This window comes from Cupriavidus sp. 01L415, assembly GCF_056400065.1.
This window is the reverse complement of sequence record NZ_JBFTSP010000001.1, coordinates 979,723-995,276: the sequence shown is the minus strand read 5'-3', so window position 1 is coordinate 995,276 and position 15,554 is coordinate 979,723. Positions and strand designations below refer to the sequence as shown.

General features: G+C 66.8%; 14 protein-coding genes and 1 pseudogene. 9 read left to right on the top strand and 6 right to left on the bottom strand.

All coding sequences use genetic code 11. The annotated features are described in order from the left end of the window. Window positions 1-33 precede the first annotated feature (33 nt). The 6 genes from AC1DOX_RS04595 to ureG are packed head-to-tail and all read left to right on the top strand — an operon-like array spanning window position 34 to window position 4,779. Window positions 34-729 (top strand): HupE/UreJ family protein, encoded by a 696-nt coding sequence (locus AC1DOX_RS04595; RefSeq protein ID WP_441615413.1) that lies wholly within the window; start codon window positions 34-36, stop codon window positions 727-729. Window positions 730-746: 17 nt separating this feature from the next. Beyond that, window positions 747-1,052: an urease subunit beta gene (locus AC1DOX_RS04590; RefSeq protein ID WP_092138780.1), complete on the top strand. Its 306-nt coding sequence runs from the start codon at window positions 747-749 to the stop codon at window positions 1,050-1,052. After that, complete coding sequence (gene ureC, locus AC1DOX_RS04585) at window positions 1,052-2,770, top strand: urease subunit alpha (protein WP_092138778.1); 1,719 nt, start codon at window positions 1,052-1,054, stop codon at window positions 2,768-2,770. The genes AC1DOX_RS04590 and ureC overlap by 1 nt, the downstream gene beginning before the upstream one ends. Window positions 2,771-2,773: 3 nt before the next feature. Then, the gene (gene ureE, locus AC1DOX_RS04580; RefSeq protein ID WP_441615410.1) at window positions 2,774-3,430 is read left to right on the top strand and encodes an urease accessory protein UreE; all 657 of its coding nucleotides are present in this window, start codon (window positions 2,774-2,776) and stop codon (window positions 3,428-3,430) included. A gap of 12 nt (window positions 3,431-3,442) precedes the next feature. After that, the gene (locus tag AC1DOX_RS04575) at window positions 3,443-4,135 is read left to right on the top strand and encodes an urease accessory protein UreF (protein ID WP_441615408.1); all 693 of its coding nucleotides are present in this window, start codon (window positions 3,443-3,445) and stop codon (window positions 4,133-4,135) included. 14 nt (window positions 4,136-4,149) lie between these two features. Further along, window positions 4,150-4,779: an urease accessory protein UreG gene (gene ureG / locus AC1DOX_RS04570; RefSeq protein WP_092138773.1), complete on the top strand. Its 630-nt coding sequence runs from the start codon at window positions 4,150-4,152 to the stop codon at window positions 4,777-4,779. A gap of 172 nt (window positions 4,780-4,951) precedes the next feature. Here the strand turns inward: ureG and AC1DOX_RS04565 are convergent, their stop codons facing one another. Further along, complete coding sequence (locus tag AC1DOX_RS04565) at window positions 4,952-5,329, bottom strand: helix-turn-helix domain-containing protein (protein ID WP_092138771.1); 378 nt, start codon at window positions 5,327-5,329, stop codon at window positions 4,952-4,954. Window positions 5,330-5,599: 270 nt separating this feature from the next. On the opposite strand from AC1DOX_RS04565, the gene AC1DOX_RS04560 reads away from it, so the two are divergent. After that, window positions 5,600-6,358, top strand: a complete 759-nt coding sequence (locus tag AC1DOX_RS04560; RefSeq protein WP_441615405.1) for a hypothetical protein — start codon at window positions 5,600-5,602, stop codon at window positions 6,356-6,358. Window positions 6,359-6,424: 66 nt separating this feature from the next. Here AC1DOX_RS04560 and AC1DOX_RS04555 read toward each other — a convergent pair whose 3' ends face one another. Further along, window positions 6,425-7,117 carry a glutathione binding-like protein gene (locus AC1DOX_RS04555; protein ID WP_092138770.1) on the bottom strand — a complete coding sequence of 231 codons (693 nt, stop codon included), beginning with the start codon at window positions 7,115-7,117 and terminating at the stop codon, window positions 6,425-6,427. Between the two features lie 325 nt (window positions 7,118-7,442). Further along, the gene (locus AC1DOX_RS04550) at window positions 7,443-8,705 is read right to left on the bottom strand and encodes an acyl-CoA dehydrogenase family protein (protein ID WP_092138769.1); all 1,263 of its coding nucleotides are present in this window, start codon (window positions 8,703-8,705) and stop codon (window positions 7,443-7,445) included. Between the two features lie 173 nt (window positions 8,706-8,878). Here AC1DOX_RS04550 and AC1DOX_RS04545 point away from each other — a divergent pair, with 173 nt between their 5' ends. Next, the gene (locus tag AC1DOX_RS04545; RefSeq protein WP_092139158.1) at window positions 8,879-9,820 is read left to right on the top strand and encodes a LysR family transcriptional regulator; all 942 of its coding nucleotides are present in this window, start codon (window positions 8,879-8,881) and stop codon (window positions 9,818-9,820) included. A gap of 331 nt (window positions 9,821-10,151) precedes the next feature. Continuing rightward, the gene (locus AC1DOX_RS04540; RefSeq protein WP_441615646.1) at window positions 10,152-11,240 is read left to right on the top strand and encodes a CAP domain-containing protein; all 1,089 of its coding nucleotides are present in this window, start codon (window positions 10,152-10,154) and stop codon (window positions 11,238-11,240) included. A 99-nt stretch (window positions 11,241-11,339) separates the two neighbouring features. Here the strand turns inward: AC1DOX_RS04540 and AC1DOX_RS04535 are convergent, their stop codons facing one another. The 3 genes and pseudogenes from AC1DOX_RS04535 to AC1DOX_RS04525 all read right to left on the bottom strand — a co-directional run bounded on the left by AC1DOX_RS04535 (window position 11,340) and on the right by AC1DOX_RS04525 (window position 15,366). Beyond that, complete coding sequence (locus tag AC1DOX_RS04535; RefSeq protein ID WP_477113989.1) at window positions 11,340-12,821, bottom strand: hypothetical protein; 1,482 nt, start codon at window positions 12,819-12,821, stop codon at window positions 11,340-11,342. Further along, window positions 12,818-13,399 carry a sigma-70 family RNA polymerase sigma factor gene (locus AC1DOX_RS04530; protein WP_441615400.1) on the bottom strand — a complete coding sequence of 194 codons (582 nt, stop codon included), beginning with the start codon at window positions 13,397-13,399 and terminating at the stop codon, window positions 12,818-12,820. Before AC1DOX_RS04530 ends, AC1DOX_RS04535 begins: the two co-directional genes overlap by 4 nt. Window positions 13,400-13,474: 75 nt before the next feature. Beyond that, window positions 13,475-15,366 (bottom strand): annotated as a pseudogene (locus AC1DOX_RS04525) (vWA domain-containing protein). Window positions 15,367-15,554 lie beyond the last annotated feature (188 nt).

The following is a 15,554-nucleotide window of genomic DNA, read 5'->3' as shown; positions in this document are numbered from 1 at the left end:
ATCTCAACCGCCAACAACACAAAGAGGGCCCCAATGTCCCGAGCCAACCGAGCCAACCGAGCCAACCGAGCCAACCGAGCCAGCCGCTTCCTCCGATCCTGCCGCGCGCGCCTGGCCGCGGGCGCCGCCCTGTCGCTGGCCGCCGCTTCGGCCTTTGCTCACCCCGGTCACGATGCCGCGACCGTCGGTGCCAGCCTGTGGGCCGGCCTGCTGCATCCGTTCACCGGCACCGACCACCTGCTGGCGATGGCTGCGGTGGGCGTGTGGAGCGCGATGGCCACGTCGTCGCGCGATACGTTCGGGCACGGAGCGCCGTCGAAGGCCGATCTGCTGCGCCTGCCGCTGGCCTTCGTGGCGATGATGCTCGTTGGTGCCGCGCTCGGCCTTGCCGGGGTCGCGCTGCCGGCCGTGGAGCCGATGATCGCCGTGTCGCTGCTGGTGATCGGCCTGCTGGTGGCGGCCCGTGCGCGCCTGTCGGCCGTGGCCGGCATGGCCATCGTCGGCGGCTTTGCGCTGTTCCACGGCTATGCGCACGGCGCCGAGTTGCCGGCAACGGCTGCCGCCATGCCGGCGGTGCTGGCCTATGTGGGCGGATTTGCCGTGGCGACGATGACGCTGCATGGGCTGGGCATCGGCGCGGGCATGTTCCTGCGTCGCCATGCCGGTTGGGTGGCCCGCGTGGCCGGAGCGGGCGTGGCGCTGTATGGCGCGGGCCTGATGGTCGCCTGATCGCAAGGAGGATGGTGATGATTCCCGGTGAACTGATGCCGCTGGACGGCGAAATCGAACTGAACGCGGGCCGTCCCACGGTCAGCGTGACGGTGGCCAACACGGGCGACCGTCCGGTGCAGGTGGGTTCGCATTTCCACTTCTACGAGACCAACGCGGCGCTCGACTTCGATCGTGAGGCGGCGCGCGGCTTCCGGCTCGACATCGCCGCCGGCACCGCCGTGCGATTCGAGCCAGGCCAGTCGCGCACGGTGCAACTGGTGGCGCTGGATGGCGACCGCATCGTCTACGGCTTCAACGGCAAGATCATGGGAGCGCTGTGATGAGCGTGAAAATCTCCAGGCAGGCCTATGCCGAGATGTTCGGCCCGACCACGGGCGACCGCGTGCGGCTGGCCGACACGGGCCTCGTGATCGAAGTCGAGCGGGACTTCACGATCTATGGCGAGGAGGTCAAGTTCGGCGGCGGCAAGGTGATCCGCGACGGCATGGGCCAGAGCCAGCGCATGGCGAAGGACTGCGTCGACACGGTCATCACCAACGCGCTGATCGTCGACCACTGGGGCATCGTCAAGGCCGACATCGGGCTCAAGGCGGGGCGCATCGCGTCGATCGGCAAGGCCGGCAATCCGGACATCCAGCCTGGCGTGACGATCGTCGTGGGGCCGGGCACCGAGGTGATCGCCGGCGAAGGCATGATCGTCACGGCGGGCGGCATCGACAGCCACATCCACTTCATCTGCCCGCAGCAGATCGAAGAGGCGCTGATGAGCGGCGTGACCACGATGATCGGCGGCGGCACGGGCCCGGCCACCGGCACCTTCGCCACGACCGTGACGCCGGGGCCGTGGTACATGGAGCGCATGCTGCAGGCGGCCGACGCCTATCCGATGAATATCGGCTTCCTAGGCAAGGGCAACGCCAGCCAGGCCGGCCCGCTGACGGAGCAGGTGGAGGCCGGTGCGATCGGGCTGAAGCTGCACGAGGACTGGGGCACGACGCCGCAGGCCATCGATACCTGCCTCTCCGTGGCCGATGCCACCGATACGCAGGTGGCGATCCACACCGACACACTCAACGAGGGCGGCTTCGTCGAAGCGACGATTGCCGCGTTCAAGGGCCGCACGATCCATACCTATCACACGGAAGGGGCGGGCGGCGGCCACGCGCCGGACATCATCAAGGTTTGCGGCGAGGCCAACGTGCTGCCATCGTCGACCAATCCCACACGCCCGTACACGGTGAACACGCTGGACGAGCACCTGGACATGCTGATGGTCTGCCATCACCTTGACCCGGCGATCGCGGAAGACATCGCGTTTGCGGAATCGCGCATTCGTCGCGAGACCATCGCCGCCGAGGACATCCTGCATGACCTAGGCGCGTTCTCGATGATCTCGAGCGATTCGCAGGCCATGGGCCGCGTGGGCGAGGTCATCATCCGCACGTGGCAGACGGCGCATAAGATGGCGGCGCAACGCGGCAAGCTGCCCGGCGATCCGCACGATGCGCGCGGCGGGCACGACAACTTCCGCGTGAAGCGCTATATCGCCAAGTACACGATCAATCCGGCGCTGACGCATGGCATCGCGCACGAGGTGGGATCGATCGAAGTGGGCAAGTGGGCGGACCTGGTGCTGTGGAAGCCGGCCTTCTTCGGCGTGAAGCCCAGCCTGATCCTGAAGGGGGGCATGATCGCGGCGGCGGCAATGGGTGATCCGAACGCATCGATCCCGACACCGCAACCGGTGCACTATCGCCCGATGTTCGCGTCGGCCGGCGGCGCGCTGCCGCGGTCGTCGCTGACGTTTGTCTCGCAGGCAGCACTGGCGGCGGGCGTGGGCGACCGGTATGGGCTGGCCAAGACGCTCTCGGCGGTGCGCGGCACGCGGACCGTCAGCAAGCGGGACATGGTGCACAATGACTGGCAACCGCACGTCACGGTGGATCCGGAGACCTACCAGGTGGTGGCCGACGGCCAGCTGCTGATGTGCGAACCGGCCACCGTGCTGCCGATGGCGCAGCGTTACTTCCTGTTCTGACCCGTGATCAAGATCGACAAACACCTCCCCGCGCCGCACGGCATTGCACCGGTCCTGGTGCGCCGCGCGCCCAAGCTCGTCCTGCCATTTGGCGACCGCAGCAAGAGCCGCCTGCGTGCGGTACTGGACAACGGCACCGAGGCGGCGCTGTTCCTGCCGCGCGGCACCGTGCTGCGCGGCGGCGATCTGCTGGTGGCGGAAGACGGCACCTTCGTCGAGGTCCAGGCGGCCGCGGAATCGGTGTTGCAGGTGACGGCGACGGATGGACTGGCGCTGATGCGCGCCGCCTATCATCTGGGCAATCGGCATACCCCCGTGGAAGTGGGGCGCGACTACCTGCGGCTGGAGTACGACGCGGTGCTGGCGGACATGCTGGCCCGGCTGGGCGTGAATGCCGAGCGCGCCGAGCTGCCCTTCGAGCCGGAGGCGGGGGCCTATGGTGGCGGTCACAAGCATGGCCACGATGCGACGTTCGCCGAGGACTACGCGGCCGCGCAGGCGGTGTTTCACGAACATCACGGCGACTCGCATGCGCACGCGCACGGGCATTCCCATACGCACGGCCACTCGCATTCCCATGCTCACGGTCATGACCACGATCACGAGCATGACCATGGCCACGATCACGTGCATGACGAGCACTGTGGTCACAAGCACTGATGGCGTGATCGCATGACCGGGTTGCCCCAACTCATCTCGCTGCTGCACCTTGCCTCGCCGGCATTGCCGATTGGCGGGTTCAGCTATTCGCAGGGGCTGGAAGCGGCAATCGACTGCGGGCTGGTCAGCGATGCCACCAGCGCCGAGCGCTGGATCCGCGATAACCTGATCCACGTGCAGTCCCAATGCGAAGCGCCGGTCTGGCTGCTGCTCCATCGCGCGTGGAAATCGAACGACCTGACGAGCGTGGGCCAATGGAATGACTGGTTCCACGCCACGCGCGAGACGGCCGAGATGCGGCTGGAGACCGAGCAGATGGGCTGGTCGCTCGCAAAGCTGGTGGGCCAGATGGCGTGGGGCGATGACGCGCAACGCGCCGCGCTGGCGAGCTTGTCGCCTGTCTGCCTGCCGACGGCGTTTGCCGCCGCGTGCGTCGCGCTGGACATCGACGCGCGCGACGGCCTGGCGGCCTATGCCTTCAACTGGGCGGAGAACCAGGTCGCGGCGGCCATCAAGGCCGTGCCGCTCGGCCAGGTGGCCGGCCAGCATATCCTGCGCGGGCTGCATCGGGCCGTGCTCGATGCCGTCGACGAAGCCGCGCGCCGCGCCGACGCGCAGCCGCCGCAGATTTCCACGTTTTCCCCGATGCTGGGGCTGCTGTCCGCGCGGCACGAGACGCAGTACTCCAGGCTGTTCCGATCCTGAATCCGAATCCGATCATGACCCAGGCCCGTACCAAGAAGAATCCTCCGCTGCGCGTTGGCGTGGGTGGCCCCGTAGGCTCCGGCAAGACCACGCTGCTGGAGATGCTGTGCAAGGCGATGCGCGACCGCTATGACCTCGTCGCCATCACCAACGACATCTACACCAAGGAAGACCAGCGGCTGCTGACGATCTCGGGCGCGCTGCCCGCGGAGCGCATCATGGGCGTGGAAACCGGCGGCTGCCCGCACACGGCGATCCGCGAGGATGCATCGATCAACCTCGAAGCCGTGGATCGCATGCTGGCGAAGTTTCCGGATGCCGACGTGGTGTTCATCGAGTCGGGCGGCGACAATCTCGCCGCCACGTTCAGCCCGGAATTGTCCGACCTGACCATCTACGTGATCGATGTCGCGGGCGGGGAGAAGATTCCGCGCAAGGGCGGCCCGGGCATCACCAAGTCCGACCTGCTGGTCATCAACAAGACGGACTTGGCGCCTTACGTGGGCGCATCGCTGGAAATCATGGAGAGCGACGCCCGCAAGATGCGTGGCGAGCGGCCGTTCGTGATGGGTAGCGTGAAATCGGGGCAGGGCCTGGAACAGGTGATCGCCTTCATCGAGCGCCAGGGGATGCTCAACGTCTGAGCCGGATTGAGTTGTCTGAGTCGGTCCGGGTTGCTCTGGCCGATCGGCTTTGGCGGATATTTGGCGGATCGGCTGACGCTTCAGGCGAGTCAGAAGCATCCGTACGCGAAAAAAGACGACACGCAAAAGACAAAGGCGCCGCAAGGGCGCCTCAAACAAAAAACCCGCGGGATCAACGCGGGTTTTTCTTTGCCAGTGCGCGGGCGACGCCCGCCACCACATCCTGTTCGAAATCGCTCAGCTCCGCCATGTAGCGCATGGTTGCCTGCACGGCGGGCGATGATTCGGAATGAAACGGCGAACGCGGCGCCTCGACGGTCGTGGCGGATTCGTGCTGCGAGAAGTTCAGCATCTCCGGCGGAGCAACGCCGAGCGTGTCAGCGAGCGTACAAATGTTATAAAGCGCAACATTTCGCGTGCCGCGTTCGATGCCGCTGAGGTACGATCTCGCCAGACCGCTTTCCAGCGACAGCGCTTCCTGCGACCAGCCGCGCTGCTTGCGCAACCAGGTCAGATGTCGCCCGAACAGCTTGAGTGGGTCGCCTGTCATATGCTGCTGAGTGGATTTTAAGTCGCTCGAGCCTAAGGGTTTGACCTGAGCGTCACGACAACTTATAGTTCGTCGTTCTATCGGTGCCAGATCCACATCTTAAGGGATGCACCCGCGCAAGGGTGCGGCACGATGGCATGTACCGGGCGGCGAATAGCCGTACCGAAACGGGGCTAGCGCGCAATACGTGGTCGGGCGGAAAACCGCACCGGGCCGCCAATGCGCATTCCGGGACCATTCGCGTCCCCTGCTCTGTTTTGGGGGAATGCCATGCAGATTTTCTCGTTTTCCGATGCCCAGATGCGCGGTGCAATGCCGCCACACCCGTCCACACCGGACCTGCGCGTCGGCTTCCAGCTTTGTGTCATTCCGGCAACGGCCGGCCTGGGTCATACCTGCGACTACGTTTTCCTGCGCGCCGGCGACATGCAGCCGACGTTCGTTACCGGCCGCCCGGAATGGTGGGCCTGCCTGCGCGGCGGCGTGCGCATCCTGGCGGGCGACCGCGAACTGGCGCTACTCGGCGGCGGCGATGTTCACACCCCGGCGCCGGCGCATCCTGTCGAGATGCAGGCGGTGCTGGACAGCGTCCTGGTGCGCGCCGTGCCCCGGCCCGACGGGGCGGCCGGCGTGGTCGACTTTGTCGAGATCGCGCCGGGCGAGCCGGACTGGGCGCAGCAACTGCAGGCGCGCGGGCTGATGTGGGCGGTCTGCCATCGTGGCGCGCTGTGCCTGCAGTCGCGCCCATCACGCCAGAGCGCCGAAGTTCATACCGCTTACCTGCAACCCGGTACGGCCTTCGCACCGGACTCCCACGACGACTTTTGCATCGATGCCCTGATGCCCGGCGCGGGACTGCCCTGCTGCACGCGCATGGCCGTGGCGCAAGCGGAAACGCCGACACGGTTTTATGTGCCTGGCGGCGAGCCGCCGATGGCGCTGGTATCCGATGCGTCCGTCGCGGCCATCGCGTCCGTCGTCGGCGCCGATGTCAGCGCGCCCCTGATGCTGACGGAAGCCGCAGCCTGAGCCGTGCATGGCGTGGCGCACTGAATCGCGCACTGCGCCACGCACCGGCTCGCGCCCGGCGCCAGTTCAGCGGCGCTGGTACTGCGTGGCGCCGAACAGGATCTCGCGTTCCTTGTCGGACTGCAGCGGCTTGCGTTCCTTGGCCAGTACTTCGACGCCCCGCTTTACCGCGGGGCGCTCGGCGATTTCGTTGAACCAGCGCTTGAGGTGCGGGTAGTCGTCCAGTTCCACGCCCTGGTTCTGCCAGCTGCGCAGCCACGGGAACGTGGCGATATCGGCCACGCTGTAGCTGTCACCCGCCAGCCATGCATGCTTCGACAACTGCTTGTCGATCACGCCGTACAGGCGCTTCGCCTCGTTGGTGTAGCGGTTGACGGCGTACTCGATCTTTTCCGGCGCGTAGATGCGGAAGTGGTGGGCCTGACCGAGCATCGGGCCCACGCCGCCCATCTGGAACATCAGCCATTGCAGGGCATCGTACTTGCCGCGCACATCGTCGGGCAGGAACTTGCCGGTCTTGCCGGCCAGGTACAGCAGGATCGCGCCGGATTCGAACAGCGAGATCGGCTGGCCGTCCGGGCCGTCGCTGTCGACGATCGCCGGAATCTTGTTGTTGGGGCTGATCTTGAGGAAGTCCTCGCCGAACTGGTCGCCGGCGCCGATGTTGATCGGATGGACCTTGTACTCGAGGCCGCACTCCTCGAGCATGATGTGAACCTTGTGGCCGTTGGGGGTGGCCCAGGTATAGACGTCGATCATGAGAGAGCGCTCTCCTGGCTGCAATCAAACGGTGGAATAAGTGACATCGTGGCCGTGGCGATATATCGATGCATCGGAAGACGATGCGCGACACGGCGGACCGAGCGATTAGAGCACAGAAGAAAGAAGCCTGCAGAAGCGAAGAACGCGCAGGCTGGCTGCGCGTTCCTTGCTTGTTTCCCCGTCGTTTTTTCCGTCGTTTCCCTTGTTGGCAGCAGGGATAAAAGCCCCTGTCGCCGGGCGGGTCAGATGGGGTCAGACCCAGGTGGCGGGCCCGGTAGTCAGGCCCACATTCGAACGGGATCGGACGGGCTGACCAAGACCATTACGAGCCGCGCGTCACCGGCATTTCGATGCTTTCCGGGTTCAGGCTCATGTGCTTGGCCAGTTCCAGCTTGGCGACGGCATTGCGGTGCACCTCGTCCGGACCATCGGCCAGGCGCAGCGTACGCTGGTGCGCCCACCAGTTGGCCAGCGGGAAGTCGCCGGAAACGCCAGCGGCGCCGTGTACCTGGATGGCCCAGTCGATCACGCGCAGCGCCACATTCGGTGCCACCACCTTGATCATCGCGATCTCGGCCTTGGCCACCTTGTTGCCCACGGTATCCATCATGTAGGCCGCCTTCAGCGTCAGCAGGCGGGCCATCTCGATATCGCAACGGGCTTCCGCGATGCGTTCCTGCGTCACACCCTGGCGGGCGATCTGCTTGCCGAACGCCACACGTTCCAGGCTGCGCTTGCACATCAGTTCCAGCGCCCGCTCGGCCACGCCGATGCTGCGCATGCAGTGGTGGATGCGGCCCGGCCCCAGGCGGCCTTGCGCGATCTCGAAGCCGCGGCCTTCGCCCAGCAGCAGGTTGCTGGCCGGTACGCGCACGTTCTTGAGTTCGATTTCCATGTGGCCGTGCGGCGCATCGTCGTAGCCGAACACGGGCAGGAAGCGCTTGATGGTGATGCCCGGCGTGTCGGCCGGCACCACGATCATCGATTGCTGTTCATGGCGGCCCGCGTCCGGATTGGTCTTGCCCATCACGATGTAGACCTTGCAGCGCGGATCGCCCGCGCCCGACGACCACCACTTGGTGCCGTTGATCACGTAATGATCGCCATCGCGCTCGATGCGGCAGCGGATGTTGGTGGCGTCCGACGAGGCCACGTCCGGCTCGGTCATCAGGAAGGCGGAGCGGATCTCGCCGCGCAGCAGCGGCTCCAGCCATTGGTCCTTCAGTGCCTCGGACGCATAGCGCTCCAGCGTTTCCATGTTGCCGGTATCCGGCGCGGCGCAGTTGAATACTTCGGCCGACCAGGGCACCCGGCCCATGATCTCGCACATCGGCGCGTACTCGAGGTTCGACAAGCCTTCGGGGGCACGCTTCGAACGCGGCAGGAACAGGTTCCACAGGCCGGCTTCGCGCGCCAGCGGCTTCAGTTCCTCGATGACCTTGGTCGGGATCCACGGGTTGCCAGCCTCGCGATTGGCCTGGATTTCCGCGTAGAAGCGCTTCTCGTTCGGATAGATGTGCTGGTCGAAGAACGCCAGCAGCCTGGCCTGCATTTCCTTGACCTTGGGCGTGTATTCGAAGTGCATGGAGTCTCCTCGGTTCCCTCTTGGGTGACGCCGGCATCGCGTGGATCCGGCGGAAAAGGCGGGGCACGGTGTGCCGACTGGTGGCTACTCTAGCGGAAGCCAGGTAATAAGAAAAATGAATTTTCTGGATTTGCCAGTATCAATGTCCTGCATTCCGTGCCAGAATGCCCGGCATGCAGCTATCCCGGATCGACCTCAACCTCTTCGTGGTGTTTGACGCCATCTACAGCGAGGGCAGCATCACCGCCGCGGCACGTCAGCTCAACCTGACGCAGCCCGCCGTCAGCCATGCGCTCGGACGGTTGCGCACGCTGTTCGACGATCCGCTGTTCGAACGGCGCGGCCAGGGCATGGCGCCCACGCCGCTGGCTCGATCGCTGGCGAGCGAGGTTCGCGGCGCGCTGCAATCGTTCGCGCGCACGCTGCAGGATACGCCGCACTTCGACCCCACCGCCACCACGCGACGTTTCACCATCGGCATGCGCGATGCGCTCGAATCCACGCTGCTGCCGCCGCTGATGGCGCGTGTGACGGCCATGGCGCCGCATGTGGAAATCGCCGCGATCCGCTTTGACCGGCGGGAGATGGAGTCGGAGTTGCTGGCCGGCACGCTCGATGCCGCCATCGACATCCTGCTGCCGGTTTCTCCGGCCATCCACCATGCAGCGTTCATGTCCGACCCGATGGTGGTGCTGGCGCGGCGCGATCATCCGCTCGTCAAGAAGGAACTCACGCTCGAACGCTACCTGGCGGCCGAGCACCTGCATGTGTCCTCGCGCCGCCGCGGGGCGGGGCTGGAGGACCAGGCGCTGCATCGCATGGGTCTGACGCGCCGCGTGCGGCTGCGCTGCCAGCACTACGCCGCGGCCTGTCGCGTGGTGAGCTGCACGGACCTGCTGGCCACGCTGCCGCTACGCTACGCGCGCATCGCCAACGAGCCCTACGCCAATCGCCTGCTGTCGTTGCCATTCAAGGTGCCGTCGCTGGAGCTGCACCTGTATTGGCACGCGGGCGGCGAGAACGATGGCGCCAACCGCTGGCTGCGCGAGCAGCTGATGGCCGTGATGACGTCCCTCGGCAACGGCATGACGGATGTGACGGCGGACACGGCCTGACGCCGTTTGCCGGCGGCCCGTGCAGCGCGCGCGGGTCACACGTAAGCCATTGTTAGCGGGCTGGACGATGGGTGGCGGGCTCCCTAACATCGTCCCGTTCCATCTGCTCCCGACGCTTCACACAAACGCGCAGCAGCGCGTGCGTCGCCCCTGGCCAATGCGCCGGTGGGGTCTACGGGTGCATCCCCTCCATCCACGACAACAGAGCCGCATTCCGATGCCAGGGAAATACTCGCGTACTGACGCCCCGATCTCCACGATCCCCACGAATTCCACGATTTCAGCTTCGAAGAGCACGAGCGACCTGTTCCGGCCGATCGCACTGGCCGCGATGACCTGCACCGCGCTGGCGCTGGCCGCCTGTGGTGGCGGTGGCGATTCTGGCGGCGGTGCATCCACCGCCGCCAGTGCATCGGCGCAGGCCGCGAGCCCCACGAGCCCCAGCAGCTCGGCCACCGCACCGATCCCCGCCGGTGCCGAGCGCGCCTGCTACACCGTGTCCGGCAGTGCGCCGGCACCGGTCACGGGCGCCGTCAGCCTGCTGCCCGCGCGTGCCGCGGGCGTCACCGGCTATCGCGTGCTGGACGACGCGCGCAGCGCCGGCCTCTGCTACGCCAACTTCCGCCGTGAGCAGGTGGGCCTGCCGCCGCTGACCGCGCGCGATGCGCTCGGCACGGTTGCGCAGAGCCACACCGCCTATATGTTGGCCAACCAGTTGCTGACGCACGATGAGCAATCGGGCAAGCCTGGCTACACGGGCGCTACGCCCAATGACCGCATCCAGGCCGCGTATCCGACCAATGCCACGGCCGAGGTCGTCGCGGGTGCCAACAAGTGGACCACGGTCGCGGGCGCCAATCTGTCGATGTCGCCGAAGGATGCGCTGGTGGTGGATCTCGTGAATGCGCCGTTCCACCGTGCCGCGCTGCTGGGCAGCTACGGCTCGGCGGGCAGCGGGTTTGCCGAGAGCGTGGGCCCGGGCAGCAGCGGCGGCACCACGGCCAGCTACTACCAGACCATCGATCTCGCGGACGCCAGCAAGGGCGGAGCAGACAACCAGATGGTGGCGTACCCGTACAGCGGCCAGCCGGACGTACCGACGAGCTGGGTCAACAACGAAAGCCCGAATCCGGCACCGGCCTATGCCGGCAAGACGATGGGCTACCCGGTGACCGTGCAGGCCATCAACACGTCGCTGGCCTTCAATGCGGACACGTTCACGATTACCGATGCGCAAGGCAACAACATCGCCTGCGAGAAGGTGGATGCGCGTACGTCGGGCATGTCCAGCGCCGCACGCGGCCTGGCGATCTGCACGCCGACGGCGCCGCTGGCCAGCAAGATGCGCTACAGCGTGACCGTGAGCGGCACGCTGAACGGTCAAGGCGTGAACCTGAACTGGTCGTTCACCACGTTGTAAAGGCCCTCGGCGCTGCAATCGCGCTATCGCTTCAATCGCTTCAATTGCTGCAACGCTGCAGCAGACCACGACAAACGGCGCGCCTGGACGCGCCGTTTGTCATTCTTCCCGCTCGATCCGCAATTGCCCCCGCGCCAGCGCGCTGTCGCGCTGCACGGTGTAGGGCGCCGCCGGCCGCGACTCGGCGGGCATGGCCGCCCACAGGCGCGCCACCCAATCCCGTACCGCGTCGTTTTCCGGCTCGGCGCTCCAGATGCGCAGCGTCTTGCCCGGCCGCCATTGCACCGCCACGGCAGCCGGATCTTCCTCGATCGACACCGTCGATGCCGCCTGCTTCGGACGTGCAGCGCCCTGCAATGTGCTGCGCGACACGGCCTCCGCACCGCCTGCCGTGGCGTCGGCCTGCGCGTGCATCGAGGCCTTCGGTGCGGGCGCCACTGCTGGCGCAGGAATTCCTGAATACGCTGGTGCTGGTGCTGGTGCTGGTGCTGGTGCTGGTGCTGGTGCTGGTGCTGGTGCGGCGAATGCCACCGGTGGCGGGGCGGGGCGGGCCGCTTGTTCCACCAGCATCGCAGGGGTGGATTCGCGCGGCGGAGCGAGGTCGGCGGCTGGTGCCGATTCCAATGTCCGCGCACGCGCATCGGGCGTGGCGTCCTTGCGCGCGAGCGGTGCGGGCGAGGCGGGCCGTCGCGCCGCTTCGCGCGAAGGAGCCAGTGCCCCGTCCGGCTGCGCGTCGGGTGTCGCCGATTGCGGTGCGGGTGCGCGTGCGGCGGTGACGGCGATGCCGGCCTGATCGGGCGAGGGTGTCGGGGATGGCGGGGAAGCCGTGGAAGTCGCGGAAGTCGGGGAAGTCGGGGAAGCCCCGGAAGCCCCGGGAGCTGGGACCGCCGTGAAGGAAGGTGTGGCGGATGGCACAGGGGGCGTCGCGGACGATGCCGCAGGAGAGGGGGCGGCGGGAACAGGTGCCTCAGAGAGTGCCACCGTTGACGATAACGACGCCGTCGTCGGCGTCCCGTCATTCAACTGCATCAACACGATCTGTGTCGCCAGTCCGGCTACGGCCAATGCGCTGCCCGCGACAGCAAACGCTTGCCACCACCGTCCGGCGTTGGTGGCTCGATGTGTCGATGCCCGGGTTTCCCTGGTCGCCCTGGCTGCGTTGCCAGTCGATGCCTGCGCCGTGGCGGCCTCTGATTGCAACCATGCCTGCGTGGCCTCGTTCACCGGTGCGCCCAGCACCTCAGCCACGGTCATCCCCTGGTTGACCTGATCGAGTACTGTATCGCGTCGCGTGGCTTGTGCCGCCTGAAGTCGCGCGGCCTCTTGCAGCACGCTGGCGGCAAGCGTCGGCGAGGGCGTGAAGGTTATCGTCGACAGGTCCGAGGCATCGGCAGGTTGTGTCGATGGCGCCTGCTCGGCCTCTGCCGCCATGCGCGCCTGGACCGCACGCGCCGCGGTGGCGACGGCCACGGCGAGCGTCCCGGGCGCTTCGAATGGCGGCACGTCGCGTAGCAGCGCGGACAACCTGTCCTCGCCCGCGATAAAGCGGTCCGACGCATTGTGCATATCGGACGTCGTCATAGCCGCGACTCCTGCGCCGGTCCGCCCCTGACGCTGGTCCCGTCAGCCAGCTCGCTACGTAATCGCGCAAACGCATACCGCAGGCGGCTCTTCACGGTCTCGAATTTCTCGCCGAGCATCTGGCCGATGTCTTCCACGCTCATCTCGCTGAAGAAGCGCAGCACCACCACCTCGCGTTGCGCCACGGGCAAGCGCAGCAGCGCCTGGCGGACACTCGCCATGTGCTCCCGCAACTGCGCCTCGGCCTCCGGGGTCAGGTCATCGGCGGGGATGGCCAACTCGCTGTCCTCCAGCGATTCCTGCAGGCGCGCATGCGCGCCGCGTACCAGGTCGAGCCACGCATTGCGCGCAATCTGGAACAGGAAGGTGCGGAATGTCGCGCTGGGCGTGTAGTCGCCGCAGCGCGTCATCAGCTGGATCCAGGTCTTCTGGGCGATATCCTCCGCCTCGGCGGCATCGCCACGACACAGCCACGCGATGTAGTTGTAGAGCCCGGCATTGTGGCGGCGGAACAGTTCGGCGATGGGCGCCTCGATAATCCCGCGCGCGACCAGCAGCATCAGATCGGCGTCGGGCATCGCCGTCATGTCGGGGGCGGGGCGGGAGGCGAGGGGAGTAGGGTGCGCCATGCGGACGAGTATAGAGCGATCGCGTCAGCGTGCGGCGCGCGGCGGCGCTTCTTTGCTGCCGGTGGCGCCAGTGGTGGCCGCCGAGGTGGACAGCGACTGCGCCAGCGCCACGAGCTTGAGGAATTCGCCGCGATAGCCGAAGCGGTCTGCGCCGCGTGCCGCCTGCGCCAGCGTGTGCACATCGTCGTAACGCCACTGGCCGGTGAACTTGCCACCACGCAGCACCTGGCCGAAGCCGCTCACGGCGGCCGCGAAGCGGAAATCCGCATCGCCCTGCGCCAGTGGACGGATGGCCTGCGCGTTGACGACGACGTCCATCAACTGGCTTGCGCTGGCCGTCGGCTGCTTGTAGCGCAGCTTGATGTGGGCGAGTTCACCGGCCCGGTCCTGCGCAGCTTTCGCCGAAGCGGCCGGCTGGTATCGCAGATCGTCGATCAGGCCCGGCCGATTCGTCAGCGTCAGCTCATACAGCGCAGTCACCGTATGCCCCGCGCCGATGTCGCCCGCATCGACCTTGTCATTGTTGAAATCCTCGCGCGCCAGCAGGCGGTTCTCATAGCCGATCAGCCGGTACTCGCGCACCGTGGCGGGGTTGAATTCCACCTGGATCTTCACGTCGCGCGCAATGGTCGCGAGCGCGGCGCTCATCTCGCTGACCAGCACCTTGTTGCCTTCCATCAGGTTATCGATGTACGAATAAGCGCCATCGCCGGCGTCGGCCAGTTGTTCCATCAGCTGGTCGTTGTAGTTGCCGGTGCCAAAGCCCAGTGTGGACAGCGACACGCCCGACTTGCGCTTTTCCTCGACCAGGCTCTTGAGCTGGCGAAAGTCGGTGATGCCCACGTTGAAATCGCCGTCCGTGGCCAGCAGCACCCGGTTGATGCCGCCGGGGATATAGCTCTGCTGCGCGGCCTGATAGGCCAGCGCGATGCCGCTGGCGCCTGCGGTGCTGCCACCGGCCATCAACTGGTCGATCGCCGCGGAAATCGCAGTTTTCTCGCTGCCCGGCGTGGGCGGCAGCGCCACACGCGTGGTGCCCGCGTAGGTCACCAGCGTGATGCGGTCCTGCGGGCGCAGTGCGCCGACCAGCAGCTTGAGCGACGACTTCAGCAGCGGCAGCTTGTCCGGCGAATGCATCGATCCCGAGACGTCCACGAGGAACACCAGGTTGGCTCGCGGCAGGCTGGCGCGCGCCACGTCCTCACCCTTGATGCCGATGCGCAGCAGCACGTTGTCCGGCTGCCACGGTGCCGGCGCCAGCGCGGCGTGGACGGCGAACGGACGCCCGTCGGTGGGCGGCGCGTAGTCGTAGGGGAAGTAGTTGACCAATTCCTCCACGCGTACGGCGTCGGCCGGGGGCAGGCGGCCGGCGTTGAGCATGCGGCGGACGTTGCTGTAGCTGCCGGTATCCACGTCGATGCTGAACGTGGAGACCGGCGCCTGTGCCACCTGTCGCACGCCGTTTCCTCGATGGCGCCGTAGCGTTCGCGATCCTGCAGGGCCGGGGCGGGCAGATAGGACGGTGCCGGCATGACCCGCATGGCGGATGGCGCCATGGCGCGAGAATCGGCCATCGGCGCCCGGGCGGGCTCGCGGGTACGCGTCGCGGCGTCCTTCCGTGCCTGGGCCGCCAGTGGACCCGAAGGCGGTGCTCCGGGGGAGGTCTGGCCGGAGGCATCCGCCGGCGGATGCAGCATATATGGTGGCGTGGGCCTGGGCACCGGCAGCAGCGGCGCGCTGCCCGGCGTGTTGTTGGGCCTGATGTCGGGCCTGGTGTTGGGCCCGGTGTCCGTCGCGCTGTCCGGCCTTTGGTCTGGCGGGGTGGCTGGCGGGGTGACTGGCACACCGCCGCCGCATGCGGCCAGGGTGAGTGCAATCGTGGCGGCGAGCGCCGGCAAGGCGAACTTCGGATGCATTGTTTTTTCTCCTCGATGGCAGCGCTGCGACTGTCCCGCAGGTGGGTCAGGAGATAAAACGAGGCACGATCCGCAGAGGGGTTAAAGACGGGTAGATATTTTTGTGTGGTGCCGCGTATGTGCCGTTTTCACAATGTTCGTGGTCCCGTGGGAATCGATCGCCGCTACAATCGCCCGAAGCTTTCCCC